This is a genomic window from Pseudomonas sp. Marseille-Q0931 (genome assembly GCF_940789645.1).
Taxonomy (GTDB): Bacteria; Pseudomonadota; Gammaproteobacteria; order Pseudomonadales; family Pseudomonadaceae; genus Aquipseudomonas.
This window is the reverse complement of sequence record NZ_CALNWT010000001.1, coordinates 1059646-1084878: the sequence shown is the minus strand read 5'-3', so window position 1 is coordinate 1084878 and position 25233 is coordinate 1059646. Positions and strand designations below refer to the sequence as shown.

General features: G+C 64.2%; 20 protein-coding genes. 8 read left to right on the top strand and 12 right to left on the bottom strand.

Annotation, left to right across the window (positions count from 1 at the left end; genetic code table 11):
- Positions 1-7 precede the first annotated feature (7 nt).
- A complete protein-coding gene (gene mexE / locus P3C50_RS05230) occupies positions 8-1246 on the bottom strand; it encodes a multidrug efflux RND transporter periplasmic adaptor subunit MexE (RefSeq protein WP_017360947.1) in 1239 nt (412 codons plus the stop codon).
- A gap of 183 nt (positions 1247-1429) precedes the next feature.
- Positions 1430-2344, bottom strand: a complete 915-nt coding sequence (locus tag P3C50_RS05225; protein WP_232106201.1) for a LysR family transcriptional regulator — start codon at positions 2342-2344, stop codon at positions 1430-1432.
- A 217-nt stretch (positions 2345-2561) separates the two neighbouring features.
- Here P3C50_RS05225 and P3C50_RS05220 point away from each other — a divergent pair, with 217 nt between their 5' ends.
- The 3 genes from P3C50_RS05220 to P3C50_RS05210 all read left to right on the top strand — a co-directional run bounded on the left by P3C50_RS05220 (position 2562) and on the right by P3C50_RS05210 (position 5888).
- Positions 2562-3584, top strand: a complete 1023-nt coding sequence (locus P3C50_RS05220; protein ID WP_197855726.1) for a zinc-dependent alcohol dehydrogenase family protein — start codon at positions 2562-2564, stop codon at positions 3582-3584.
- A 58-nt stretch (positions 3585-3642) separates the two neighbouring features.
- The gene (locus P3C50_RS05215; RefSeq protein ID WP_275545132.1) at positions 3643-4533 is read left to right on the top strand and encodes a chemotaxis protein CheV; all 891 of its coding nucleotides are present in this window, start codon (positions 3643-3645) and stop codon (positions 4531-4533) included.
- 491 nt (positions 4534-5024) lie between these two features.
- Positions 5025-5888 carry a helix-turn-helix domain-containing protein gene (locus P3C50_RS05210; RefSeq protein ID WP_275545131.1) on the top strand — a complete coding sequence of 288 codons (864 nt, stop codon included), beginning with the start codon at positions 5025-5027 and terminating at the stop codon, positions 5886-5888.
- Positions 5889-5931: 43 nt separating this feature from the next.
- On the opposite strand, the gene P3C50_RS05205 is transcribed toward P3C50_RS05210, so the two are convergent.
- A complete protein-coding gene (locus P3C50_RS05205) occupies positions 5932-7137 on the bottom strand; it encodes an NAD(P)/FAD-dependent oxidoreductase (RefSeq protein ID WP_275545130.1) in 1206 nt (401 codons plus the stop codon).
- Between the two features lie 121 nt (positions 7138-7258).
- On the opposite strand from P3C50_RS05205, the gene P3C50_RS05200 reads away from it, so the two are divergent.
- Positions 7259-8758 carry a PLP-dependent aminotransferase family protein gene (locus P3C50_RS05200; protein WP_275545129.1) on the top strand — a complete coding sequence of 500 codons (1500 nt, stop codon included), beginning with the start codon at positions 7259-7261 and terminating at the stop codon, positions 8756-8758.
- A gap of 36 nt (positions 8759-8794) precedes the next feature.
- On the opposite strand, the gene P3C50_RS05195 is transcribed toward P3C50_RS05200, so the two are convergent.
- A complete protein-coding gene (locus P3C50_RS05195) occupies positions 8795-10048 on the bottom strand; it encodes an OprD family porin (protein ID WP_275545128.1) in 1254 nt (417 codons plus the stop codon).
- Positions 10049-10166: 118 nt separating this feature from the next.
- On the opposite strand from P3C50_RS05195, the gene P3C50_RS05190 reads away from it, so the two are divergent.
- Positions 10167-10307, top strand: a complete 141-nt coding sequence (locus P3C50_RS05190; protein WP_275545127.1) for a hypothetical protein — start codon at positions 10167-10169, stop codon at positions 10305-10307.
- 85 nt (positions 10308-10392) lie between these two features.
- Here the strand turns inward: P3C50_RS05190 and P3C50_RS05185 are convergent, their stop codons facing one another.
- The 3 genes from P3C50_RS05185 to imuA are packed head-to-tail and all read right to left on the bottom strand — an operon-like array spanning position 10393 to position 15492.
- Complete coding sequence (locus tag P3C50_RS05185; RefSeq protein ID WP_275545126.1) at positions 10393-13461, bottom strand: error-prone DNA polymerase; 3069 nt, start codon at positions 13459-13461, stop codon at positions 10393-10395.
- Positions 13458-14867: a Y-family DNA polymerase gene (locus tag P3C50_RS05180; protein ID WP_275545125.1), complete on the bottom strand. Its 1410-nt coding sequence runs from the start codon at positions 14865-14867 to the stop codon at positions 13458-13460. The genes P3C50_RS05185 and P3C50_RS05180 overlap by 4 nt, the downstream gene beginning before the upstream one ends.
- A 7-nt stretch (positions 14868-14874) precedes the next feature.
- Positions 14875-15492, bottom strand: a complete 618-nt coding sequence (gene imuA / locus P3C50_RS05175; protein WP_275545124.1) for a translesion DNA synthesis-associated protein ImuA — start codon at positions 15490-15492, stop codon at positions 14875-14877.
- A 187-nt stretch (positions 15493-15679) separates the two neighbouring features.
- Here imuA and P3C50_RS05170 point away from each other — a divergent pair, with 187 nt between their 5' ends.
- Both P3C50_RS05170 and P3C50_RS05165 read left to right on the top strand, forming a co-directional pair.
- Positions 15680-16006: a hypothetical protein gene (locus P3C50_RS05170; RefSeq protein ID WP_275545123.1), complete on the top strand. Its 327-nt coding sequence runs from the start codon at positions 15680-15682 to the stop codon at positions 16004-16006.
- On the top strand, positions 16003-16422 hold the full coding sequence (locus P3C50_RS05165) for a DUF1810 domain-containing protein (protein ID WP_275545122.1): 420 nt from the start codon (positions 16003-16005) through the stop codon (positions 16420-16422). Before P3C50_RS05170 ends, P3C50_RS05165 begins: the two co-directional genes overlap by 4 nt.
- Positions 16423-16425: 3 nt before the next feature.
- On the opposite strand, the gene pdeM is transcribed toward P3C50_RS05165, so the two are convergent.
- The 5 genes from pdeM to P3C50_RS05140 form a co-directional block, all read right to left on the bottom strand.
- Entirely contained in the window at positions 16426-17106 is a 681-nt protein-coding gene (gene pdeM, locus P3C50_RS05160; protein WP_275545121.1) for a ligase-associated DNA damage response endonuclease PdeM, read from the bottom strand.
- 10 nt (positions 17107-17116) lie between these two features.
- Positions 17117-19726 (bottom strand): ligase-associated DNA damage response DEXH box helicase, encoded by a 2610-nt coding sequence (locus P3C50_RS05155; protein WP_275545120.1) that lies wholly within the window; start codon positions 19724-19726, stop codon positions 17117-17119.
- Complete coding sequence (locus P3C50_RS05150; protein WP_275545119.1) at positions 19726-21384, bottom strand: ATP-dependent DNA ligase; 1659 nt, start codon at positions 21382-21384, stop codon at positions 19726-19728. Before P3C50_RS05150 ends, P3C50_RS05155 begins: the two co-directional genes overlap by 1 nt.
- On the bottom strand, positions 21381-22388 hold the full coding sequence (locus P3C50_RS05145; RefSeq protein WP_275545118.1) for a ligase-associated DNA damage response exonuclease: 1008 nt from the start codon (positions 22386-22388) through the stop codon (positions 21381-21383). Before P3C50_RS05145 ends, P3C50_RS05150 begins: the two co-directional genes overlap by 4 nt.
- 144 nt (positions 22389-22532) lie before the next feature.
- Positions 22533-23660: a hypothetical protein gene (locus P3C50_RS05140; protein WP_275545117.1), complete on the bottom strand. Its 1128-nt coding sequence runs from the start codon at positions 23658-23660 to the stop codon at positions 22533-22535.
- A 399-nt stretch (positions 23661-24059) separates the two neighbouring features.
- Here P3C50_RS05140 and P3C50_RS05135 point away from each other — a divergent pair, with 399 nt between their 5' ends.
- A complete protein-coding gene (locus P3C50_RS05135) occupies positions 24060-25097 on the top strand; it encodes a GlxA family transcriptional regulator (RefSeq protein ID WP_275545343.1) in 1038 nt (345 codons plus the stop codon).
- Positions 25098-25233: the final 136 nt, after the last annotated feature.

Below are 25233 nucleotides of genomic sequence, written 5' to 3'. Positions count from 1 at the left end.
GGCTGGATCAGCCGCGCGGCGCGCGTGCGTCGATTTTTTCGGCGGCGATACGCGGGGCCTGGCTACCATCGACGGCCTGGCGCATACGAGCCAGTTGCTCGAGGGTGCTGTCATCGGCCATGGTCACCGGCTGCGGGTCGACGGTGGCGCCTGGCATGGCACGTTGCAGACCGTTTACGACGATTTTCTCGCCCTTGCTCAGGCCACTACGGACGATGCGCAGGCCTTCGAGCTTCGGCCCCAGTTCGATGGCGCGGTAGGCCACCGCGTTGTCTGCGCCGAGCACCAGCACATACTTCTTGCCCAGGTCGGTGCCGACCGCTTCGTCCTTGATAAGGGTGGCGGCGTAGGGCTTGCTGCCCACCAGTTTCAGGCGCGCGTACAGGCCCGGGGTGAAACGACCGTCCTGGTTGTCGAATACGGCGCGACCGCGAATGGTGCCGGTACGCGGGTTGACCTGGTTGTCGAGAAAATCCAGCTGGCCCAGATGCGGGTGGCCGGCTTCATCGGACAGGCCGAGGTATACCGGGCTGGCGCCACGAGCGTCGGCACCGGACTCGCGGGCCAATTGCACGTACTTGAGGAAGGCGCGTTCGTCGGCGTCGAAATAGGCGTAGACCTTGTCGGTGGAGACCACCGAGGTCAGCAGGCTTTCACCGGCACCCACCAGGTTGCCCTCGGTGATCTCGGCGCGGCTGACGCGGCCATCGATGGGCGCGGTGATACGGGTAAACCCGAGGTTCAGGCGCGCATTCTCCAGTTCGGCGGTAATCGCCGCGACCTGAGCCTGAGCTTCGGTAGCGGCACTGGCGCGGGCATCGGCGAGTTCGGCGGAAATGGCGTTGCTCTGGCGCAGGCGCTCGCCACGACGTGCTTCGTTGGCGGCGCGAGCCTGGTTGGCACGAGCCTGTTGCAGCTGGGCTTCGAGGCGTTTGACTTCGGCCTGGAAGGGGCGCGGGTCGATCTGGAACAACAGATCGCCTTTCTTCACCAGGGTGCCTTCGTCGAAGGCGACCTTGTCGATGTAGCCGGAAACGCGCGGGCGAATTTCGACGGACTGCGGCGCTTCGAGACGCCCGGTGAACTCATCCCACTCGTTGACCGGTTGCTCGATGACCTCGGCCACGCTGACCTTGGGCGCAGGCATTTGTGCCTGGGTCTGCGCTGCCTGATCGCAACCGCTGAGGGTAAGGACACCGGCGAGGGCCAGGGGGAATATCCAAATGTTCTTGTGATGCTGTTCCATGGGTGACTCCGCCAGTCGGATTTGTGGATGGACGGAGTCTGCTGCGAGTCTTGGAGGGCTACGAATCGAACGCCATGAAATTGAATATCATTGGGAATGATTGAGGACGGACTTACATCAATTTCGATTCATGAAGAGCGCCGATGTTCCGGAATACACCTGAACGATGGCTGTACGGGATGATCAGAGGCTGTCCGGGTCGCCGCAGAACATCTGGATGCGCGAGCGCAGCCAGCGCTCGGCGGGATCGTTATCCTGCGCGCCGCGCCAGGCCATGTGCAGTTCGAAGGCGGGTGTTTGCAGAGGCAGCTCCTCGGCGCGCAGGCCACCGGCTGCTGTCAGTGCGGCAGCGGTGTAATCCGGGACGGTGGCGACGATATCGGTTTCCGCCAGCAGACTGGCCAGGCCGTTGAACTGCGGCACTGCCAGCACCACATGGCGCTTGCAGCCGACCTTCTCCAGCTCCTCATCGATAAAACCGGTAAGGTCGCCCGCAAAGGACACCAGCGCATGCGGGCGCGCGCAGTAATCTTCCAGACTCAGCGCACCGGGCACGGTGTCGGCGCGCAGCAGTTTGGCCTTGCTGCGGCGCAACACCTTGCGCTTGGCATTGGCCGGCAGCTCCTCGGTGTAGGCCACGCCAACGGATATTTCTCCGGAGGCCAGCAGCCCCGGCATCATCAGGTAGTTGGTGCGACGGATCACCAGCACCACGCCGGGCGCTTCGGCGCGCAGGCGACGGAGCAGGGCGGGCAGCAAGGCGAACTCGACATCGTCGGAAAGCCCGATGCGGAACACTGCCTTGCTGGTAGCAGGGTCGAACTCGGCGGCGCGGCTGACGGCGGTGGAGATCGAGTCCAGCGCTGGCGACAGCAGGGCGAAAATCTCCTGCGCGCGTGGGGTCGGCTCCATGCTGCGGCCGGTGCGCACGAACAGGGGGTCATCGAACAGCGTACGCAGGCGAGCGAGCGCCGCACTTATAGCCGGCTGACCCAGGAACAGCTTCTCTGCGGCCCGAGTCACGCTGCGTTCATGCATCAGTGTCTCGAAGACGATCAGCAGGTTCAGATCGAGGCGGCGCAGATCGTTGCGGTTCATCCGGGTACCATTCGAGGGATACGGGCCTTGTCAGCACGGTCGTGCAATGAGAGCCTTTGGCCGGGCAATAGTACGGGCAGCGTGTAGCGGATGGAAAGATGCTGAATCACTGCCAGGCATGAAGACTATCGATAGAGTCTGATAGTGTCGCCGCCGCACAGCGGATAGAGTCCACAGTCAATGAAGTGTTAATCCGCGATCAAGCTCGAGGTAAGCGATGTCCCGCATGATCCGTTTCCATAAGTTCGGCGATGCCGATGTGCTCCAGTACGAAGAGGTTCCGACGCCCATGCCCGGCCCTGGTGAGGTGCTGGTGCGCGTTCAGGCTGTGGGCCTGGGCTGGAAAGACGTGCTCTGGCGGCAGAACCTGGCGTCAGAGCAGGCCAAGCTTCCGGCCGGTACCGGTTTCGAACTGGCCGGCACCGTGGCTGCGCTGGGTGATGGTGTGAGCGACCTGGAAGTTGGCACCGCCGTGGCCGGTTTCCCGGCGGGCACGCCGAACCGCTACCCGACCTGGGGTGATCTGGTGCTGATGCCCAGCCACGCCCTGACCCGTTATCCCGAGGTGCTCAGCCCGATCCAGGCCAGCGTGCACTACACCAGCCTGTTGTTCGGCTATCTGGCGCTGATGGATCTTGCCCACCTCAAGCCCGGCCAGCATGTGCTGATCACCGAGGCCAGCCACTGCATGGCGCCGCAGACCGTGCAACTGGCCAAGGCGCTGGGTGCCAAGGTCATCGTTTCCACCGGCTCACCGGAGGATCGCGAGTTCCTGCGTGGTCTGGGCGCCGACAAGGTGATCGTGACCGAAGAGCAGGACCTGGTCCTTGAAGTCGAGCGCTACACCGAAGGCAAGGGCGTCGAGGTGATTCTCGACCAGTGCGCCGGCCCGCAGATGAAACTGCTGGGTGATATCGCCGCACCGCGTGGCAAGCTGATCCTGTACGGGATCAACGGCGGCAACGACACGGCTTTCCCGGCTTGCGCCGCGTTCAAGAAGCACCTGCAGTTCTTCCGTCACTGCGTGCTGGACTTCACCGGTTGCCCTGAGTTGGGCATCGAGCCGAACGACGAGGCGGTGCAGCGCGCGCTCACGCATATCAACCAGATGACCGCGGACCGTCTGCTGACGCCGGTGATCGACAAGGTGTTCGATTTCGAGGACTTCGTCGAAGCGCATCGCTACATGGAAACCTGCCCGAATCGCGGCCGTGTGGCCCTGAAGCTGGCCACGGATTAAAGTCCGCGGCCACATGGTCGCTATAACCTAGGTCTACGTTCGTTCTAAGGAAAGGTTCATGAGTCTGGTTACCGGCGACGCGCTATCGCTGTTGTTGTTTCGTCTGCATAGCGGTCGTCTGCTGGGGATCAACCTGCTCAAGGTCAACGAGATCATTCCGTGCCCGGCCTTGACCAAGCTGCCCAATCGTCATCCCAACGTACGCGGCATCGCCACCTTGCGCGGTGCTGCGATGACGGTGATCGACCTGGCGCGCGCCATCGGCGAACGTGGCGCAGCTGATGAAGATGACGGTTGCCTGATCGTCACGGAGTTGAGCCGCTCGCGTCAGGGGCTACACGTGAAGAACGTCGAACGCATCGTGCAATGCTCCACCCGCGACGTGCGTCCGCCACCTGCCGGCTCGGGTAATCGCGCCTTCATCACCGGGGTGACCCAGATCGATGGCGCCATCGTGCAGATTCTCGATATCGAGAAGGTCCTGCACGATATCGCGCCGGCCCTGGAAGAAGCGCCCGTCGGCCTGCTCGAAGGCCAGGATGCCTGCCTGCTGCAAGGTCGCCGCGTGCTGCTGGTCGACGACTCGCAGGTGGCGCTGCAACAGACCCTCAACGTGCTGCGTCAGCTGGGCTTCGATTGCACGGCGGTGCGCAGCGGTCAGGCCGCCTTGCAGCAGCTGCATGAATATCATCAGGCCGGGATGCCCTTCGAATTGCTGGTCTCGGATATCGAGATGCCTGAACTCGATGGCTACAGCCTGGTTCAGGAAATTCGCCGCAGTCCCGACATCGCCGAGACCTATGTGCTGCTGCACACCTCGCTGGACAGCACCATGAATACCGAAAAAGCCCGCTCAGTCGGTGCCAATGCGGTGCTGACCAAATTTTCCTCGGTCGATCTCAGCCAGGCTTTGCTCGACGCCTTCCGGCAAATGAGCGGGCAGCACTAGGCACGCCCTGCGGCGCAACTGCCGCCTGACCAGCTAGAGCCGTATATTTCCAAAATTGGTCGCGCGCAGGCCGTGAGCGGGCATGTGCTTTGGGCCAATGCGCCTCGCTGACCACTCGGCTAAGGAGCACGGAAGTCTTCGAGGCATAGTGGGCATGAGGTCAGTAGAAGTGCGACGGCATCCTCAAGGCAACAGGGCATGACCGAAGCGTGACCCGGAGAGTCGCCACCTTTTTCCAGCGCATGCCGGAACGGGCCGAAATGCAGGTCCGGTCGGGTGAGGGCGCGCCACGATGAGCTGGCCTGATCCACGTCAGAACACCACTGCGTCACGGAATTGATACAGGTCAATAAAATTCTTTGCTTCGGCATTAATCCAGTTGGAATTTTTGTCGATGGAGCTGTCTATCAATCGACGGCGGTTGCGGTTCTCCTGGGCTGTAACTGGTTGACTTCTCTATGTAAAAGATCCTTATCAGGTCATTCCCGAAAATGGATGTTCTTTCCGAGTTCTTCGAGCGCACGAGCCTTCAAGGGCGACTGTTATTCGCCGGCCCGGTAGACGGCACCCTGGTGCTGGATAAACCCCCAGGCATGGCCTTCATTCACGTGGTCGAGCGCGGCGCACTGGATATGGTGCATTCCGACAAGCCCCGCGTCGCGATCGATCAACCCAGCGTGTTGTTCTGTCCCAGCTGTTGCTGCTACAAGCTGCGCGCCCACGAACCAGGTGGCGCAGATCTGATCTGCGCCTCGTTCCAGTTCGGGCGTTACGGTCAGCAGCCTTTCGAACTGGGCCTGGAGGAAACCCTGGTGTTTCCACTGAGTGCCCTGGAGCAGCTGGGGCCGGTGATCGGTTCGCTGGTCAACGAGTTCCGCACGCCGGCACCCGGGCGCAGCAAGGCGCTCAACCTGCTGTTCGAATATGTATTCGTTCTGCTGGTACGCCGTGCGGTGAACGAAGGGCGCATCACCAGGGGGCTGCTTTACGCCCTGCAGGACAGCCAACTGGGCCCGGCGCTGATCTGCATTCATCAGGAACCGCAGTTGGCCTGGAGCGTCGAGCACCTGGCCGAACTGGCGAAGATGTCGCGGACCAAGTTCGCCGCGCTGTTCAACGAGGTGATGGGCATGACGCCGATGGCCTACGTGACGGCCTGGCGCATGAAGGTGGCGCAGGATCTGTTGCGTGAAGGAATGCCGATCAAGGTGATCGCCGACGCGGTGGGTTACAGCTCACAAGCGTCGTTCTCGCGCACCTTCGCCCAGCAGATCGGGCAACCGCCCGGCGAGTGGCTGCGCAGCGAGGGGCTGGAACTGCCGGCCAAGCTGCAGGTGCAGATCTACCGCGATTGACCTTGCAGGCCCAGGGCGACTGACGCCCTGGGCTTGGCATCGCTCAGGCGACGACCGGAATCAGCGGGTCAGCGGCGGCCAGTGCAATTTCGCGTTTGGCTTCCGGCGGATAGATCCACTGGGTGTTGATTTGCGTCTTGAGCTCTTTGCCTTCCTTGCCAGTCAGCACTACCTTGCGCTCCCAGCCTTCGGTGAACACCGCGCCCCAGGCGCCCAGATCCAGGCAGGTGACGTACTTGGGCTGACTGTAGGGAATCGGCTCCACGCCCAACAGATCGGCTACTGCGTTGTTACCGGATGAGCGGCCGAGGGCGATGGCGTGCTGACAGGTCATCAGCGCATGGTTGCCCAGGTCGTCCACCGCTGCGTAAGCCGTATCGCCCGTGGCGTAGATGGCGTCCTGGCCCAGCACCTTGAGGTTGCGGTCGACATGCAGGCGGCCAAAGGCGTCACGCTCACCGTCGACTTGCTGCGTCAGCGGCGAGGCTTTCACACCGACAGTCCAGACTACGGTGCTGGCCTCGATTCGCTCGCCATTGTCGAGCTGCACACCCTGTTCATCGACCATCGAGACCGGGCTGCCGAGCTTCCAGGTCACACCGAGCGTATCGCTGGCTTCGGCGATCACTGTGGCGATCTGCTCGCCCATGGCGCTGCCGACCTGTTTGCCCATGTCGACGACAATGACGCGGATATCGGCCTCGTCACCGAGGATGGCACGCAGGCGCGCCGGCATCTCTGTAGCTGTTTCGATGCCGGTGAAACCACCGCCCACCACCACCACGGTATTGCGCGCCTGGCTGCTTGGCTGATGACGCAGTCCTTGCAGATGGGCCTCGAGCTTTTGCGCGGACTCCAGGCTGTCAACATCGAAGGCAAAACGGTCGATGCCGGCGAGGGGCGGACGGGCAACCTGGCTGCCCGATGCGAGGATCAGCCGGTCATAAGCCAGTGTCGACTGCTCGCCGCTGGCGCTGCGGTAGAACACCTGCCTGTTCTGCGCATCGATACGGGTGGCGCAGCCCTGCACGAACTGCACGCCGACTGCATCGAACAGCGGACCGAGCGGAGCCACGGTGGTCGCCAGGTCGGTTTCGTAGAAGCGCGGGCGCACGCGCAGTTCGGCTTGCGGTGCGAGCAGGGTGACCGCGATGTCGAGACGCTGATGCTGGTCAAGCAGGCGAATGGCGCTCAGTGTGCTCCACATGCCGCCAAAGCCGGCGCCGATGATCAGGATTTGCTGTTTCATGTCGTGGGTGTCCGTAGTGAGGAGATGAGGTTGGCTGACTACGGAGCGGATTTTGCCGCTGGCTTGGATCAAGGTATTGATCCATTATCTATGCAAATAGATGATCCACTTTGGAGCTGACATGCCACGCGAGAAAGCTGCGCCGCAGGTTGTGTTTCTGCCGCTGGGAACTCCGGAAGCCGGCGTCAGCCTGCAGAGTTGGCTGTACGAGTCACTACGCGGCGCCATTCTGAGCGGGCGCCTGCCAGCTGGCAGCAAGCTGCCCAGCACTCGCTCCCTGGCCGAGCACTATGGTCTTGCGCGCGGAACGGCGCAGGCGGCTTACCAGCAACTGCTCTCCGAGGGCTATCTGCAGGCGCGGACCGGCAGCGGTACCCGGGTCAGCGAGGTATTACCCGACCCGACGCTGAATGCAGGCTACGTGCGGCGTAAAGTGGTCGCCAGGGGCGAGCAGGAGCGTGATGTACCGCAGACGCCATGGCTGAACAGGCTGGCCGAGATCGAGCCGATCTTCTCCCGGCGTACTACGCCTTCCGGCCAGCGGCCGTTCTTTCCGCACCGGGGTGATATCAACGCCTTCCCCATCGATCTATGGCGCAAGCTGCATACGCAACAGTTGCGCAGTTCGCGGTTGACGATGCTGCTCGACGGTGACCCGGCGGGCTTGCCCGAGCTGCGCGAAGCCATCGCCGGCTACCTCGCCATTGCGCGCGGAGTACAGGTGTCACCGGAGCGTATCCTGGTGCTTGGCACCGTGCAGCAGGGGCTGGATATCTGCCTGCGATTGCTGGCACCAGGCGACTCTCAAGTCTGGATGGAAGACCCTGGCTATCCTGGCGCACGGCAGTTGATGGATATTTCCGGCGTGAACCGCGTGGATGTGCCGGTGGATCGTTCCGGCCTCAAGGTGGACGAGGGGCTGCGCCTGGCGCCGGGCGCTCGGTTGGCTTATGTCACGCCGTCACGTCAGGCGCCGCTAGGCGGTGAGCTGTCACCGGCACGACGTCTGGCCTTGTTGCGCTGGGCCGCGGAGCAGGGCAGTTACATCTTCGAGGACGACTACGACAGCGAATACCGCTTTATCGCCAAACCCATTCCCGCATTGCGTTCGATGCCGGGCGCCGAGCAGTCGGTCATCCTCGCCGGCACCTTCAGCAAGCTGCTGTTTCCCTCGATTCGCCTGGCCTATCTGGTGGTGCCCGAACACCTGGTCGAGAGTTTCACCCGTGCCGCGGCGCTGATGTCGCGACATGCCAACAGCCTGGCTCAAGCAGTGCTGGCCGACTTCATTCATGAAGGGCATTTTGACCGCCATGTACGGCGCATGCGCAAGATTTACGCAGCGCGCGCCGAAGCCTTCGCCGAAGCGGCGCACAGGCATTGGCGGGGGCTGATCGAGGTACCGGAAATCCGCGCGGGTATGGACATCGCCTGTCGTCTGCAGGTCGTGAACGAGCAGGACGCCTTCACCCGTTTGCAGGCGGCAGGCATCGACGTGCTGCCGCTGGCGAGTTACCGCGTCAATGCGCGGGCGCCAGGTCTGGTGATGGGCTTCGCACCCTACGAGGAGAGGGCAATCGAAGAGGCGGCCCAAGCTGTCGCTCGGGCCTTGCGCAGCTGATTGAGGGCTGCCCCGGCCAGGCCGGGGCAGCGACCATCAGAGGATGCTCAGCGGGTATTCGACGAATGCCCGAATCTCGTTGAGATCCGGCCCTACGTCGGTGCTGGAGCGGTAGATGGAATTGCGCAGGCGCAGGTGCAGGTCCTTGGCAGCGCCGCTCTGGATGGTGTAGCCGATCTGGTTGAAGATCTCGCGCTCGGTACCGTTGTTGTCGCTGCCGGTATCGATGTTGTCACCGCGTACGTAAGCGAACTTGTAGCGCAGGCCTGGCACGCCGTACTCGGCGAAGTCCAGCTCATAGCTGGCCTGCCAGGAGCGCTCGTCCTTCAGATTGAAGTCCGAGTAGTAGGAGTTGGCCAGGTAGATGCTAGCGCCGCCATCGCCGTAGTCATAGGCAAAGCCGGCATCGCCGCTGTTGCGCTGATGGGCGACGATGAAGGCATGGGCGCCGATGCTGTACTTGGCGGCCAGGCTCCAGATGGTGTTGCGGTCACCCTGGCCGTCACCGCCGAGGTCGACAGCGGCCACCGAGCCGGTGTCGTACTTGGTGCGATAGATGTTGAAATCGAAGTTCAGCGCCTGCTCCGCAGCCAGTGCCAGGTTGTAATTGACGTTGGCGTAGTAGCGCTTGTACATGTCCTCGAGGTCGGCGTGATAGACCGCCAGACTCAGGTCATCGCTGACAACGTAGCTACCGCCGAGCACGTCGATGCTCTTGAGGCGATTGGGGTCGCGCGCCGGGTCGCCCATCGGACTGTCGGCGGTGAAGCGACCGGCATTCAGTTCCAGCCCCTCGATCTCATTGCTGGTCACCAGCGTACCCGTGAACGACTGCGGCAGCAGGCGGCTGTCGTCATGGCCCAGAACGGGCAGGGAAGGGAACTGGTTGCCGTACTTGATCACGGTATTGGAAACGCGCAGCTTCACCGCGCCACCGGCCTGGGACAGATCGTCCACTGGGCGGCCCTCGCTGTCGGTGTCGAAGAAGGCGCGATAGTTGCGACCACGACCGCTGTCGAGCTTGACCCCGAGCAGGCCGAAAGCGTCGACACCGAAACCGACGGTGCCCTGGGTAAAGCCGGACTCGAAGGTGGCGATGAAGCCCTGGCCCCAACTCTTGGCGTCGTTGGTGTTGTCTTTGTAATCACGGTTGAAATAGGCGTTGCGCAGCAACAGATCGAGGCTGGCGTCCTCGATGAAACCCTTAGTTTCGGACTGGCTGCTGGCGTGCGCCAACTGCCCGCCCAGCGCGAGGCTGCAAGCCAGCGCGAGACAGTGTTTCTTGTGCATGGGTGCTCCCGGTGTTGGTGTGCTGTTCTAAACGCGCCTCACAGCGAGGTAAGGCCCGGCCCAGAGGGCGCGCTTAGAGTTATCACCCAGCCTGCCGATGCACTATTCAAGCTGATCGATGATCACTATCAACGACTTCGATGCGCCGTTGCGCTCGATCGACGATAGGCTTCGCCCCGATGAAGATTCCAGGGCGGCGGTTGTTGCATCACTCCCGGACGCCGTCGCCCAGGCTCTCCACTTCATCTCCTTTGGTTAAGACGACTTGTGGCCGCCTGGTGATCCAGCGCGGCCTTTTTTTTGTCTTTCTCGGCCCGCCATGCAGGGTGGGCCAGGCAAGTGACTTAATGAAAGTCGCGGCTGCGTATGTCCAGTCCGGTCAGCATCGCTGTCATGTCCGTCAGGCGCCCGGCGATCACATGGAGCACGCCATCCTGCGTTTCCAGATGGCCGTCGATGCGCAGCATCTGCGACTGCACCAGGACTCGCCGCTGGCGCTCGGCCAGGTCATGCCAGACGACCACATTGACCATGCCGAACTCATCTTCGAGGGTGACGAAGATGACGCCGCTGGCGGTTTGCGGCCTTTGCCGGCCGATCACCAGGCCGGCGATGCTGACCGGGCGGCCGTGCTCGACCGCCTGCAGTTCACGTGAGCTCCGGCAGCGCCGCGCCCTTAGCGCCTGACGCAGCAGAGCCAGTGGATGCGCACCGAGGGTGGTGCCGAGCGTCGCATAGTCGGTCAGCAGATCTTCCCCTTGCGATGGGGCAGGCAGGCCCGGAGCGTCTTCATTCGGCGCAGATACACCGGCGAACAGCGGTAATTGTTCCTCGACGCCAGCCACCGCCCAGCGCGCCTGGTAGCGGTGGCCAGCCAGGCCGCCGAGCGCGCCGGCATCGGCCAGTCGCTCGCGTGCCGAGGCATCCAGGCGTGCGCGCACGCTGAGGTCCTCGACATCACGGAATGCACCTGACAGGCGCGCTTGTTCGATACGCCGTGCGTCGTCTTCGCGCATGCCACGAATCATCCTCAGCCCCAGGCGGATGGCCGGCTCGCCATGTTCATCTGGCTCCAGGCTGCAGTCCCAGTCGCTGTAGCGCACATCAACCGGGCGCACTTCGACGTCATGCCGCCGCGCGTCCTGCAGCACCTGATCAGGGCTGTAGAAACCCATCGGCCAGCTATTGACCAGGGCGCAGGCGTAGGCCGCGGGCTCGTGACATTTCAACCAGCAACTGGCGTAGGCGAGCAGGGCAAAGCTGGCGGCATGCGACTCGGGGAAGCCGTAGCTGCCGAAGCCCTCGATCTGGCGGAAGATCCGTTCGGTGAACGCCTGCGTGTAGCCCTTTTCCAACATGCGCGAGGTGAGTCGCTGGCGATGCGGTTCGAGGCCGCCATGGCGTTTCCAGGCAGCCATGCTGCGGCGCAGTTCATCCGCCTCGCCGGGTGTGTAGTCGGCAGCGACGATGGCCAGTTCCATGACCTGCTCCTGAAACAGCGGCACGCCGAGGGTGCGCTTGAAGACTGGCTTGAGTTCATCGGAGGGGTAGTCGATGTCCTCTTCGCCGTTTCGCCGGCGCAGATAGGGATGCACCATGTCGCCCTGGATCGGCCCTGGACGGACGATGGCCACCTGGATCACCAGGTCGTAGAACTCCTTCGGGCGCAGGCGCGGCAGCATCGCCATCTGTGCGCGGGACTCGATCTGGAATGCGCCAATGGTGTCTGCGCGGCTGATCATGGCGTAGGTGGCCAGATCGTTTTTGGGCAGGGTGGCCAGGGTCCACTGCGTGCCGCGGTAGCGCTCGATCAGGCCGAAACAACGGCGCAGCGCGCTGAGCATGCCCAAGGCCAGCACGTCGACCTTGAGCAGGCCGACCCTGTCCAGATCATCCTTGTCCCACTGGATCACGGTGCGCTCGGCCATGGTCGCGTTTTCCACCGGCACCAGCGTGTCGAGTGCGTGCTCGGATATGACGAAGCCGCCCGGGTGCTGCGACAGGTGCCGGGGAAAACCGATCAGCTCGCCGGTCAGGATCAGCACGCGCCTGAGCAGCGGATTCTGCGGATCGAAGCCAGCTTCCAGCAGGCGCTCGGCCGCTGGCGGGCCGCTGCTCCAGCGGCCACAGCAGTCAGCCAGCGCATTGACCTGATCCGGCGGCAAGCCAAGGGCCTTGGCGACATCGCGTATCGCCCCGGCGCCATGATAGGTGTTGACCACGGCCGTGAGCGCCGCACGCGTTCGCCCGTAGCGGCGAAACACGTACTGGATGACTTCCTCGCGGCGCTCATGCTCGAAATCGACGTCGATATCCGGTGGCTCGTTGCGCTCGCGGGAGAGAAAACGCTCGAACAACAGCCGGTTCTCGGTGGGGTCCAGCTCGGTGATGCCGAGCGTGAAGCAGACGCTCGAATTGGCCGCCGAACCCCGGCCCTGGCAGAGGATGTGCTGCTCGCGGGCGAAGCGGACGATGTCATGCACGGTCAGGAAATAGCTTTCGTATTTCAGCTCTGCGATCAGCGCCAACTCGTACTCGATCTGCGCGCGGGCGGCGGCCGGCACTCCTCCTGGCCAGCGCTCGGCGGCGCCACGCTCCACCAGAACGCGCAGCCAGGAGGTGGGGGCATGACCTTCTGGAACCAGTTCGTGCGGGTAGTAATACTTCAGGTCTTTAAGGACGAAGCAGCAACGTTCAGCAATGCACAGCGATTGCGCGAGCAGCTCGGGCGGATACAGCTCGCCCAGCTCCTCAAGTCGGCGCAGATGTCGCTCGCCATTGGCGAATAGATGGGCGCCAGCCTCGGCCACGGGCAGATGATGACGGATGGCGGTCATGCAGTCCTGCAGGGCGCGGCGGCCACGGGCATGCATGTGCACGTCGCCACAGGCCACCGCCGGCAAGTGGTGTGTGGCGGCCAGGTCGAGCAGGCGCTGCAGGTGTGCGCTATCGTCCGCGCCGCGATGCAGTTCGACGCCCAGCCACAGGCGCTCGGGGAACACCGAGCGAAGCCAGGGCAGGGCGGTGATGTCGCCTGCGCTGAGCCAGATGGCCAGCAGGCCATCGAGTGGTGTCACGAAATCTTCGTGCAACAACCGATAGGTGCCCTTTGCCGCCCTGCGTCGCGCCCGGGTGATCAGGCCGCATAGCGCCTGATAGCCCACCAGGTTCTCGGCCAGCAGCACCAGCTTCGGGCCTTTCTCGATCTGCACTTCGCTGCCCACGATCAGCTTTATGCCGGTTTTTTCCGCGGCCTCCCAGGCGCGCACGATGCCGGCCAGGGTGCACTCATCGGTGATCGCCAGGGCGCGATAACCCAGCCTCGCCGCACGCTCGAACAGCTCCTGGGCGCTGGATGCGCCGCGCTGGAAGGTGAAATTCGACAGGCAATGGAGTTCGGCGTAATCGCTCATGCGAACCACCCGTGCAGCAGCAATGGCCCATCATTGCCGACCGTGCGATACGCCCAGCCGCGCTGGCCGGCACGGGTCTGCACTACGTAATAGTCGCGGCGCACATCCTCGCCGTCCCACCAGCCGGACTCGATGCGCTCGGGGCCGGCGAGGATGCGTAGCGAGGCCTCGTGCAGCGGCTGGGCTTCGCTCAGCAGCCAGCCGGGGCGCGGGCCGCTGGGTGGCAGCTCGGGGCTGGCCGATTCGTTGATCCAGGCGCGCTCGGGGCGGTGATCGGCTCTGGCACCCAGGCCATGCAGGGCGTCATCACCGAGGCGTGCCCTCAGCCGCTCGCGTAGTTGCTCCCAGGGCTGGCTCTGTTGTGGGCGCTCATCGAACAGTTGCTGATGCTGCGGCGCAAAGACTGGCAACTCCCGCGCCACCAACCGCACGGCCAGCACCGGTGCCGGTAGTTGCTGGTGTTCAAGGCGGCCGCGCGTCAGCTCGAACAGCATGCCGGGATCACGCTCGGCGCTGAGCAGGCCCACCTGCACCTGCGTATCGGCACCCGTGCGGTGTTCCAAGTGCAGGACGAAACGCTGCACGCCACTGTCACGCCCGGCCAGGTAGGCGGCTAGGTCGGCCGTCAGTCGGCGCAACGGGAACAGCAGCGCCTGATGGGATTCCACCTCGAAATTCAGCTCGATGCGGGCATCGAATACATCCGCGGGCGTATAGAAATCCAGCGCCAGCGGGCGCTGGCCAAGCAGGGCATCGAGATGGCCCAGCACATCGGCAGGAAAGCGCCTGGCCAGGCTGTCACGCGGCAGAGCCAACAGCTGCCACAATTGCCTGAGGCCCATGCGGTTGAACGCCGTGGTTGTCGCCGGGGAAAGCCCGAGTCGGTCCACCGGCAGCGAATCGAGCATCTGCCTGAGCTTCTGCCCATCGCTCGCCATCAGGCCATCACCGATATTGACCAGCACCCGCGCAGCGGCCGGATTCGGCGCGACGGCAATGCGGTGCTGGAAGGCCAGCGCCGATAGCTCGGCGCGCAAACGTGCCTCGAAGCGCGGCCAGGGGCCGAACAGCCCCAGGCTCGATTGCACCTCCAGCAGCAGGCAACGCGGGTAATGCAGGCTGACCTGGGCGCTGAAACCATAGGCCCAGGCGGCCAGAAACTGCTGCCAGCGCTCGATGGCCGCGAGGTCGTATTCCGCACTGGCGAAGCCGCGCGTCAGCGCCTGCGCCGTCGTCAGCGACTGGCCGGGTTTCAGCCCCAGGGCGCGGGCCGCCGGGTTGACGGCCTGCAGCACGCGCCGTTGTGGCGAGCCAGTAAGCAGCGCCAACGGCTCGTCGGGATTGGCGCGGTGACGCTGCACGCCGTCCATGGCCAGTTGCGGCAGCAGGATGCAAGCCCAGAGCATGGCAGGCTCAATGCCAGGCAAAGGCGAGCGGCCGCGCAGGCGGTAACCCGCCGCGGCACTTGATCACCCGCACTTGTGCCGGCTGGCTTTCGAGCACCAGGCGCAGCGCCGCGGGTGACGGGTTGGCAGCCTCTGCCTGCGGCCGATAGGCGAATGCCAAGGTTTGCCCGGTCGCGGCGGCCACCTGCAGGCGCCTCAGGGCGCGGTCATCGGCCTGGCGCAACCAGCTCAGCACCGCGCCACAACTGCCCGAGCGCAGGCATTGCTCGGCCGCCCACAAGGCGTCGCGGCCCTCGGCCTGGATGATGCTCAGTTGGCGCAGATCGATGCCGGCCTGAATCCAGGCCTGAGGGTAGGGCAGGTGGGGCGGGGCGACCAATACGACCCGCTCGCTGGCGGCCGTCAGCCTGGCAAGGGTCGGCCACAACAGGCTCAGCTCGCCGATGCCCGGCACGGCTGTGAGAATTTCGCTGAGCGCAGCCGTGGGCCAGCCGCCACCGGGCAGTGCGGCGTCGAGAAAACGGTGTCCGGTTGAGAAATTGGCGCTCGTTGGCGATGAAACGGCCTGACCTCGCCATACACGGCGAGCGTCGATCAGCCGGTCGAGCACAACCACGGATGACATGGGCAATGACCAAAAATACTGTATATAAATACAGTATTGTGTTGGCCGTCGTAGAGGTCAAGGGCTGAGCAGGGCAGTCCGTCGCCGTCCATGGTCGAGCGCGATGCGATAAGTGGTCGTCCAACGTGACAGAACATCGGAGGGGCGCACCTGTCAGCTAATAGGTCACCCTTCAGGAAGAGTTGCCATGAAAGAACAAACCGACAACAACCTCCACGACTGGCAGCGCTACGCGTCGCTTGGTAGTGGTCTGGCGCTAGTGGGCGCCGGTTTACGACGCGGCGGATTGCTGGGCCTGGCGGGCGCCGCGCTGGGCGGGTGCCTGTTGGCTCGCGGCCTTGGCGGGCATCACGAGGTCAAGCGCGCGCGGCTGGCCGACCCACTCGGGCCAGGTGCCGAAAAGGCCCATTATGCGCATATGCCGCTGGATTCCGAAGTGCACAGCCCGGACTTCGCCACGCAGGGCGCGCTGCCCGATACCACACCGATGGGGCACGAACGGTCAAGGCCATGAGCGCTTCGTTCGACCTGACGCGGTTCGTCGAGGCGCAGCAGCGCGATTATCGCCAAGCCCTCGATGAGCTGTGTGCCGGGGCCAAGCGCAGCCACTGGATCTGGTACGTGTTTCCGCAGCTGCGCGGCCTGGGCCGCAGTGAAATGGCCGAGCACTACGGCATCTCCGGCCTCGACGAGGCGCGGGCCTACCTGGCGCACCCGCTGCTCGGCCCGCGCCTGGAAGATTGCGTGCGAGCGCTGCTGTCCCATCGCGGGCGCCCGGTGCGGCAGATCATGGGTTCGCCGGACGACCTCAAATTGCGTTCGAGCATGACCCTGTTTCAGGCCGCCGCGCCGACGCAGCCGCTGTTCGCCGAGGTGCTGCAGGCGTTCTACGACGGTGAGCAGGATGCTGCGACCTTGCAGCGCCTGTAAGCCTCAGGACTCGCTGCGGCGGACGGGCCAGATACCGCCGTCGCCGACCACCAGGATGCGCTGATCGGGCTCTGCGCGGAAGGTCATGGTGCCGGTGAAGCTGCCGAATGCCGGCAGCAGGCTGACCTCATCGCCCAGTACGAAACAGGGCAGGCGCAGGCGTTGTCGGCCCCGGCCACGCAGCGTGTAGGCCGGGTGCACGTGGCCGGCCAGCACGTGGTGCGTGGTATGCGCGCGAGGCTCGTGCTGCAGGGCGAAGGGGCCGAGCAGTAGCGGTTCTTCCACCACCTCGATGGCCAGCGCGGCAGGCGGGTCGCCGGCCCGTTTGTCATGGTTGCCGCGCACCAGAGTCATGGTCAGCCCGGAGTGGCGCGCGCGCCACTCGGCCAGCGCTGCCAGGGTGGCCGGCGTGCGCGAGCCGGGGGCGTGAAGAAAATCGCCAAGAAAGATCAGTTGCCGGCAGTCGAAACGCTGCAACAGGGCGTCCAGCCGCTGCAGATTGGCGGCGGTGGTGCCCTGGGGCACCGGCTGGCCCAGGGCACGATAGGCGGCGGCCTTGCCGATGTGGATATCGGCGATCAGCAGCGCCTGCTGCTGCGGCCACCAGATGGCCTTGTCCGCCAGCAGCCAGAGTTCGGCGCCGGCCAGTTGCACGCTGTGATAATGGGTAGGGGCTTCGGTCATTGAGTCTCTATCAGCGGCGTTTTTTCGGGCGCTGCGCCGGTGGCCGGGGCAGGCCGTCCTTGCCCTGACGCGGGGAGCGGCCTTTGCGCGGCGCTGGGCGCTCGTCGTCGATGGCGAATGCCGGGTCCTGATAACCGCCTGGCCCAGCGGCCTGTTCCAGATCGGCGACCATGCGCCGGATACGGTCGGCGAGTTTCTCCGAACTCAGGCTTTCGCGGAAGCGCTCCACCAGCAGCGGGAAGGCGAACGGCGTGGCGCGCTTGACCGTGCGGATATCCAGGCGGCGAGACTGCAGGCGCTGCAGGGTGTGCTGCAGGCGCTGCACGTCCAACTCCTGCCGCAACACTTCTTCCTGGGCCTGGCTGAGCAGCAGGTTGCCCGGGTCGTATTGGCTGAACACGTCGAAGAATAGTGCGCTGGAGGCCTGCAGCTGGCGGGCGCTCTTCGGCGCGCCGGGGTAGCCGCTGAACACCAGGCCGGCGATACGGGCAATCTCGCGAAAACGCCGGCGCGCCAGTTCACCAGCGTTGAGGCTGGCGAGTACGTCGGGCAGCAGATCGTCCGTGCTGAACAGCTCGGGCGTGAGCCGCGCAGCAAAATCCACCTCACTGGGGCACAGCAGCTCCAGGCCATAGTCATTGACCGCAATGGAAACACTCAGCGGCTGTTCGCGGGCCAGGCGCCAGGCCAGCAGGCTGGCCAGCCCCAGGTGCACCGAGCGGCCGGCGAAGGGGTAGAGGAACAGGTGCCAGCCTTCGCGGGATTTCAGCACTTCCGCCAGCAGGGTGGTTGCGCCGGGCAGTGCGGACCAGGCCTGTTGCACGTCGAGCAATGGACGCAGCAGCTGCATCTCAGGGCCAGGGTATTCAGCCCGGGCGGCGGCATCGAGCTTGGCCAGCACGGCGTCCGCCAGTTCGCTGGAGAGCGGCATGCGCCCGCCATTCCACCGCGGGATCGCGGCCTTGCGGCTGGTGGCGCGGCGCACGTAGACGGTCATGTTTTCCACCCGCACCAGTTCCAGCGTGCGACCAGCGAAAAGGAAGGTATCGCCTGGGCGTAGGCGGGCGATGAAGCCTTCCTCGACGCTACCCAGCGAGCCTCCACCACCGCCTTTGCTCCAGTATTTCACCGCCAGGCTGGCGTCACTGACGATGGTGCCGATGCTCATGCGATGGCGCCGCGCCAGGCGCGCATCGGGCACCTGCCACAGGCCGTTGGCGTCCGGCTCAGCACGACGGTAATCGGGATAGGCAGTCAGCGAATGGCCGCCGTGGCGGATGAAGGCCAGCGCCCATTGCCATTCGTCCTCGCTGAGGCTGCGATAGGCCCAGGCGCTGCGCACCTCGGCCAGCATGGCATCGGCCTGGAAGCCGCCGCCCAGGGCCATGCTCACCAAGTGCTGGACCAGCACGTCGAGCGGCTTGTCCGGCGAAAGCCGCGCCTCGACCTTGCGCTCGGCCACGGCGGTTTGCGCGGCGGCGGCTTCCAGCACTTCCAGGCTGTGGGTGGGCACCAGGGTGGCGCGGGATAGGCGGCCCGGGGCATGGCCGGAGCGGCCGGCGCGTTGCATCAGGCGGGCCACGCCCTTGGGCGAACCGATCTGCAGCACCCGTTCCACCGGCAGAAAATCCACTCCCAGGTCCAGGCTGGAGGTGCACACCACGGCTTTCAGCCGGCCTTCCTTGAGCGCCAGCTCGACCCAGTCGCGCACCTCCCGCGACAGCGAGCCGTGGTGCAGGGCGAGCAGGCCGGCCCAGTCCGGACGCGCCTCGAGCAGCGCCTGATACCAGGTTTCAGCTTGCGAGCGGGTGTTGGTGAACACCAGGGCGGTGCTGCTGGCGTCCAGCTCCTCGACCACCTGCGGCAGCATGCGCAATCCCAAGTGCCCAGCCAAGGGGAAGCGCTCCAGTCCGGGCGGTAGCAGGCTGTCGATGCGCAGGTCCTTGGCCAGCTTGCCCTGGACCAGGCGCCCGGTCGGCATCAGCACCTCACGGGCATGCTCGAGGTTGCCGAGGGTGGCTGACAGCGCCCACACCAGCAGCTCCGGGTGCCACAGGCGCAGGCGCGCCAGGGCCAGTTGCAGCTGCACGCCGCGCTTGTTGCCGAGCAGCTCGTGCCACTCGTCGATCACCACCATGCGCAGATGGGCGAAGGCTTCGTGAGCATCGGCGCGGGTCAGCAGCAGGGTCAGGCTTTCCGGCGTAGTGATCAGGGTGCTGGGCAGCTTGCGGCTCTGCCGGGCGCGTTCGGCAGAGCCGGTGTCGCCGGTGCGTAGGCCGATGTTCCAGGGAATCTGCAGATCATCCAGGGGCGCCTGCAGGGCACGGGCGGTATCGGCGGCAAGGGCGCGCATCGGGGTGATCCAGAGTACGGTCAGCGGCGCCATGACCGGCTTCTTGCGGCGCGGGCTAGCCATGCCGGCGGGCGTGGGCGTGGCGAAACGGTCCAGGGCCGCGAACCACACCGCGTAGGTTTTGCCGGCGCCGGTGGAGGCGTGCAACAGGCCCGACTCGCCGGCCTTGACCGCCTGCCAGACTTCCTTCTGAAAGGCGAAGGGCTTCCAGCTGCGCTGGGCGAACCAGGCGCCGGACAGACTGCGACGACGAACGGGTTGGTCCATCAGAGCAGGCCCTGCAGCGTGGCCAGGGTGTCGGCGTCCTCCACCTGCTTGTCGGTGCGCCAGCGCAGCATCCGCGGAAAGCGCACGGCGACGCCGCTCTTGTGCCGTTTGGACAGGGCGATGCCCTCGAAGCCCAGCTCGAACACCAGGGTCGGGGTGACGCTGCGCACCGGGCCGAATTTCTCCACGGTGGTCTTGCGGATGATCGCATCGACCTTGCGCATCTCGTCGTCGGTAAGCCCGGAGTAGGCCTTGGCGAAGGGCACCAGCACGCGCTCGCCAGGCGTGGAGTCGTCCCACACGGCGAAGGTGTAGTCGCTGTACAGGCTGGCCCGGCGACCGTGGCCGCGCTGGGCATAGATCAGCACCGCGTCGACGCTGAACGGGTCGATCTTCCACTTCCACCACAGGCCAAGATCGCGGGTGCGGCCAACTCCGTACAGGGAGTCGCGGCGCTTGAGCATCATGCCTTCTACGCCCAGCTCACGGGAGGCTTCGCGCTGGCGGGCAAAGTCCTGCCAGTCGCGGCCGGTGAGTTGTGGCGAGAGCTGCAGGCGGGCATCGTCGACCTCCGCCACCAGCAACTCCAGCCGTGCGCGGCGCTCGTCCTGGGGTCGGCTGCGCCAGTCTTCGCCACGCCACTCCAGCAGGTCGTAAGCCAGCAGCGCAGCGGGCACTTCTTCCAGCAGTTTCTTGCTCAGAGTCTTGCGGCCGATGCGCTGTTGCAGCAGGGCGAAGGGTTGAATGCCGAACACCGCGTTACTGTCGGCGGCAGGTTGCTTCCAGGCCACCAACTCGCCATCGAGTACGCTGCCGTCCGGCAACGCCTCGGCCAGTTCGTGCAGCTCCGGGAAGCGCTCGGTGATCAGCTCCTCGCCGCGGGACCACAGCCACAGGCGACCGTCGCGCTTGACCAGCTGCGCGCGGATGCCGTCCCACTTCCATTCCACCAGCCAGTCGCTGGCCGGGCCCAACTGAGCATCGAACTGCTCCAATGGCTGCTGCAGCGGATGGGCGAGGAAGAAGGGGTAGGGCTGGCCACCGCGCTGGGCGTGCTCGTCCTCCGACTCGGCGGCGATCAGTGCCAGGTAGCGCTGTGCGGACGGCCGATGCGACAGATCGGTGTAACCCACCAATCGCTGCGCCACGCGCTTGGCGTCGATCCGCGCCAGGCCAGCCAGGGCACGGGTCACCAGCAGTTTTGAGACGCCGACGCGGAAGGCGCCGGTGAGCAGCTTGAGGCTGACCATCAGGCTTTGTCGATCCAGCTGCGCCCATAAAGGTGGCAGGCGTTCGGCCAGTTCCGCGGGCGGCAGGCCGCGCAGGGGCAGCAGCCGTTCTTCCAGCCACCAGGCCAGGCCCTCGTCCGAGGCGTGCGGGGATTCGGGCAGGAGCAGGGCGATGGTTTCCGCCAGGTCGCCAACGGCCTGGTAGCTCTCCTCGAACAACCAGTCGGACAGGCCGGAAAGCCGGGTGGCCAGCTCGCGCAGCACCCGCGTCGGCACGACCTGACGTGGGCGGCCGCCGGCCAGAAAATACACCGCCCAGGCCGCATCGGCTGGCGGCGCTTCGGCGAAATACTCCTGCATGGCCTGCAGCTTGGCGTTGCTGGAGGTGGTGGCGTCCAGCCGGGCGTAGAGTTCGGCGAAGGCTTTCATGAGGTCGGCTCCACGTCGTCTTCATCGCCGTATTCGGTCTGGAAGGCGCGGGCATCGAGACCTTGCTCGCGCAGGTGGCGTACCAGCACGTTGACCTGGCCGTGGGTAACCATCACCCGTTCGGCGCTGGTCTGTTCGATGGCCCACAGCAGTCCAGGCCAGTCGGCGTGGTCGGAGAGGGCGAAACCGCGGTCCACGCCGCGCCGCCGGCGCGTGCCGCGCAGCAGCATCCAGCCGCTGGCGAAGGCGTCACTGTAGTCGCCGAAACGGCGCATCCATGTGCTGCCGCCGGCCGAGGGCGGGGCGAGGATCAGCGCCTGGCGCAGCAGCGGGTCATTTTTGGCGATATCACCGGCGTAACGAGTGGCCGGCAGATGCACGCCGCCGGCGCGATACACCTCGTTCAGCGGCTCGACGGCGCCGTGCACCAGGATCGGGCCGATGCTGGCGTCGATGCCGTGGAGGATGCGCTGGGCCTTGCCGAAGGCATAGGCGAACAGCACGCTGGCCTTGCCGGCCGCAGCATTGGCGCGCCACCAGGCGTCGATGCCGGCGAATATCTCGGCCTGGGACGGCCAGCGGTAGATTGGCAGGCCGAAGGTGGATTCGCTGATGAAGGTGTGGCAACGCACCGGCTCGAATGGCGCGCAGGTGCCGTCCGGCTCGACTTTGTAATCCCCGGAGGCGACCCAGACTTCGCCCTGGTATTCCAGACGCACCTGGGCAGAACCGAGCACGTGCCCGGCGGGATGAAAACTCAGGGTTACGCCGTGGTGCTCGAGCCGCTCGCCGTAGGCCAAGGTCTGCAGGCGGATATCGTCGCCCAGGCGTGAACGCAGAATGCCTTCGCCAGGTGCCGCCGCCAGATAGTGCCCATTGCCGCGGCGGGCGTGATCGCCATGAGCATGGGTGATGATCGAGCGTTCCACTGGCCGCCATGGGTCGATGTAGAAATCACCGGGCGGGCAGTAAAGACCTTCGGGACGGGCAACGACCAGATCCATGAATTCCCCTTGGCGCATTGTTGGAACTTAGAGCGACAGGCAGGAGATTAGGTTCGGATTTCAGGCACGGCCAGGATCGCCATGCGTCGCTGCGGAGGATCGACATAGGCCGCACTGTTTCCAGTGCGGCCTCTTGGCTGCGCATCAGGAGCGCAAGGGAACGGCCACTTGCGATTTGAACAGTCGCGTACGGATGTCCTTGGCCAGCATCAGGAAGAGCAGGGCAAACCCCACATAACCGTTGATCACGTAGACGACATTGATCAGGCGGTCGAAGGGGATGGTCAGGCCGACGACGGTGCCGATCACTGCAAGCGATACCAGCAGGATACGATGACGCGGGCTGTTCTCGTCCGGGGCGAAGCGTTTTACCGGCGCCCACAGCAGTGGCGCGGCGGTGGTGAAGATGGCGACGAACACGATCAGCGCGAAGCCGAACGCCAGAGCTGGATGAATTTTGGCGATCAGCGCCAGGGTGGGAATCTGCGCGCCGGCCACGTCACCGAGGTGGGCAGCCAGGCCCAGCATCATGGCCAACACGGCCAGGCTGAACATCACCGCGCCCAGCGTCGCGCCCCAGCAGGCTTCCTTTCTGCTGGAGGCCGACTTGCCCAGGTTGGTCATGAACGCGGCCAACCACATCATGCAAAAGCCGACATAGGACGCGCAGGCGATGAACCAGTTGCTGCTGGCCTGCATGATGGTGCGATCGGTTACCAGCGGCTCCAGTTCAGCCAGGTAGTTCTCCAGCCCGCCGGGCGCCATGGCATAACTGATGACGCCGATCAGGATCGCCAGAACGCTCAGCAGTGGGCCAATCAGACCGATGATTTCCACCAGGCGCTTGAAGCCGAAGAGCAGCGTCAACAGGGCAAGGCTGCCCATCACCGTGCCGCCGACCCAGTTCGGCCAGCCGAACTGCTGATGCAGCGCAGCCCCAGCGCCGGCAATCATTACCCAGAAGGACATGAACAGGAAAACGACCGAAAAATAGTCGAAGAAATTGCCGATCAGTCTGCCGCAGTAATACTGATAAATACTTTTAGGCTCGTTGAACTGCTGTTCATAGCCGGCGCTGACGAAACTGAGATTGACGTAGACGAACAGCAACAGCATGAGCGCAACGCTGGCGATGCCGCCATAACCGTATGCGACGAAGTACTGCATGATCTCCTGGCCCGTGGTGAAGCCAGAGCCCACCAGCAGGGCGATCAGTGCTCCAGCGGTCAGAATTACGCGCATAAAGCGCACGGGATTGTCGTTCCGGGACATAGATATTGCACCTTGTATTCTTGGTCTTGTTGAGGCGGCAGTGACGGAAGTGGTCTCAGTGCAGGAAGCACCGGACGCTTCGTTTAAGGGCTTTGCGGGTTCCTGGCAGCTGAGATGCTGGAACAGTAAGTGCGGGGCGTCGTTTTCGGTGCGACTGCAAGCGGCATTAATTCGTCTGGTTGCGACGCAGCATCGGAGTCGTGACGCTGAAATAGTTCCGATTTGCCGAGTGCGCGCGAATCGGGAAGAATCCCAAGCCAGCAATGTTCTCGATGGCCGCCAAATGAATAGGCAGAGGAGGGTGCGCTTAGGCGATGGCCCCATTGGGGAAGTGTCTCGAGCATGCCGCTTCTGAAAACAAGTCAAATAACAACCGGTTCGGAAAACGTCTTGAAAGTGTTGCCAAAACGTAGCTTCAGCGAAGCCATGCAGGGGAAGAACCTGCGTTTCGTAGATGACAGGAAACAGACGGTCAAACAGGCCCGGGTAGGTTTTCTGTTACTCGAGCATTTCTCCTTGCCGGCCTACACCCAGGCGCTCGATACCATGGTCACGGCCAACCTGATCAGCCCCGGCTGTTTCGCTACCGAGTCCTACAGCCTGACTGGCGAATCGGTAACCAGCGATCTGGGGCTGGTGATCTGTCCTGGCGCGCAAATTCAGCTGTCCAACATGGCGGACATGGATCTGCTGGTGGTATGTGGCGGCCTGCGTACGCCACTGAAGGCGTCGCCGGCACTGAGCGCCTTGCTGCACGGCGCGAACAAACAGTCGGTAGAACTGGCCGGGTTATGGAATGGCGCCTGGTTCCTGGGGCAAGCCGGGCTACTGGATGGTCACAAATGCGCGATCCATCCGGAGCATCGCGCCGTGCTGGCAGAAGTGGCCAAAAACAGTCAGGTGACCAGCGAAAGCTACATGGTCGATGGCAATCGGCTGACAGCCGCCAGCCCGAGCGGAGCCTTCCATATGGTGATGGAATGGATTCGCAAGCGGCATGGCCGGGAACTGGCCGATGGCATTACCGACATCCTAGCCTTCGAAGAATCGCGCTACCGCCGTGCACGTCCGTCGCTGCACGACAAAATGAGCGAGCCGCTGCGCAATGTGGTGCAGCTAATGTCCGCCAATATCGAAGAGCCGCTGAGCCTGAGCCAGATTTCCGAGTATGTCGGGCGTTCCAGGCGGCAAATCGAGCGGTTGTTTCAGGATCAGATGACGACTACGCCGGTGCGTTACTACCTGGAGCTGCGCCTGACCGAAGGGCGACGCCTGCTGCAGCATTCCGATCTGCCGATCCTCGATGTTTCCCTGGCTTGCGGATTCGTCTCATCGAGTCATTTCAGCAAATGCTACACAGAGTTCTACGGTTATCCGCCATCAAAGGAAATGCGCCTCGGTAACGTCCGTTCCTCGAAAGGTGTGGGTGACTCTTAAATATTGTAATTATCCTATCTTATTGATTTTTTTTATTAAAAAACCATATGTGTCTTTTATAGACTGTAAAAAACAACCTAGAATTTATTTTTTTACATTTTTCAAAGGCCAGCTACGCTCATAACGAACTGTGATC

Bases quoted from the DNA above. Each gene is read 5' to 3' on its own strand.
- imuA (WP_275545124.1), bottom strand. From the start codon at position 15,492: ATGTCATCCGTGGTTGTGCTCGACCGGCTGATCGACGCTCGCCGTGTA.
- P3C50_RS05170 (WP_275545123.1), top strand. From the start codon at position 15,680: ATGAAAGAACAAACCGACAACAACCTCCACGACTGGCAGCGCTACGCG.
- pdeM (WP_275545121.1), bottom strand. From the start codon at position 17,106: ATGACCGAAGCCCCTACCCATTATCACAGCGTGCAACTGGCCGGCGCC.
- P3C50_RS05180 (WP_275545125.1), bottom strand. From the start codon at position 14,867: ATGCTCTGGGCTTGCATCCTGCTGCCGCAACTGGCCATGGACGGCGTG.
- P3C50_RS05210 (WP_275545131.1), top strand. From the start codon at position 5,025: ATGGATGTTCTTTCCGAGTTCTTCGAGCGCACGAGCCTTCAAGGGCGA.
- P3C50_RS05145 (WP_275545118.1), bottom strand. From the start codon at position 22,388: ATGGATCTGGTCGTTGCCCGTCCCGAAGGTCTTTACTGCCCGCCCGGT.
- P3C50_RS05195 (WP_275545128.1), bottom strand. From the start codon at position 10,048: ATGCACAAGAAACACTGTCTCGCGCTGGCTTGCAGCCTCGCGCTGGGC.
- P3C50_RS05205 (WP_275545130.1), bottom strand. From the start codon at position 7,137: ATGAAACAGCAAATCCTGATCATCGGCGCCGGCTTTGGCGGCATGTGG.
- P3C50_RS05155 (WP_275545120.1), bottom strand. From the start codon at position 19,726: ATGGACCAACCCGTTCGTCGTCGCAGTCTGTCCGGCGCCTGGTTCGCC.
- P3C50_RS05220 (WP_197855726.1), top strand. From the start codon at position 2,562: ATGTCCCGCATGATCCGTTTCCATAAGTTCGGCGATGCCGATGTGCTC.
- P3C50_RS05140 (WP_275545117.1), bottom strand. From the start codon at position 23,660: ATGTCCCGGAACGACAATCCCGTGCGCTTTATGCGCGTAATTCTGACC.
- mexE (WP_017360947.1), bottom strand. From the start codon at position 1,246: ATGGAACAGCATCACAAGAACATTTGGATATTCCCCCTGGCCCTCGCC.
- P3C50_RS05200 (WP_275545129.1), top strand. From the start codon at position 7,259: ATGCCACGCGAGAAAGCTGCGCCGCAGGTTGTGTTTCTGCCGCTGGGA.
- P3C50_RS05185 (WP_275545126.1), bottom strand. From the start codon at position 13,461: ATGAGCGATTACGCCGAACTCCATTGCCTGTCGAATTTCACCTTCCAG.
- P3C50_RS05215 (WP_275545132.1), top strand. From the start codon at position 3,643: ATGAGTCTGGTTACCGGCGACGCGCTATCGCTGTTGTTGTTTCGTCTG.
- P3C50_RS05190 (WP_275545127.1), top strand. From the start codon at position 10,167: ATGATCACTATCAACGACTTCGATGCGCCGTTGCGCTCGATCGACGAT.
- P3C50_RS05150 (WP_275545119.1), bottom strand. From the start codon at position 21,384: ATGAAAGCCTTCGCCGAACTCTACGCCCGGCTGGACGCCACCACCTCC.
- P3C50_RS05165 (WP_275545122.1), top strand. From the start codon at position 16,003: ATGAGCGCTTCGTTCGACCTGACGCGGTTCGTCGAGGCGCAGCAGCGC.
- P3C50_RS05225 (WP_232106201.1), bottom strand. From the start codon at position 2,344: ATGAACCGCAACGATCTGCGCCGCCTCGATCTGAACCTGCTGATCGTC.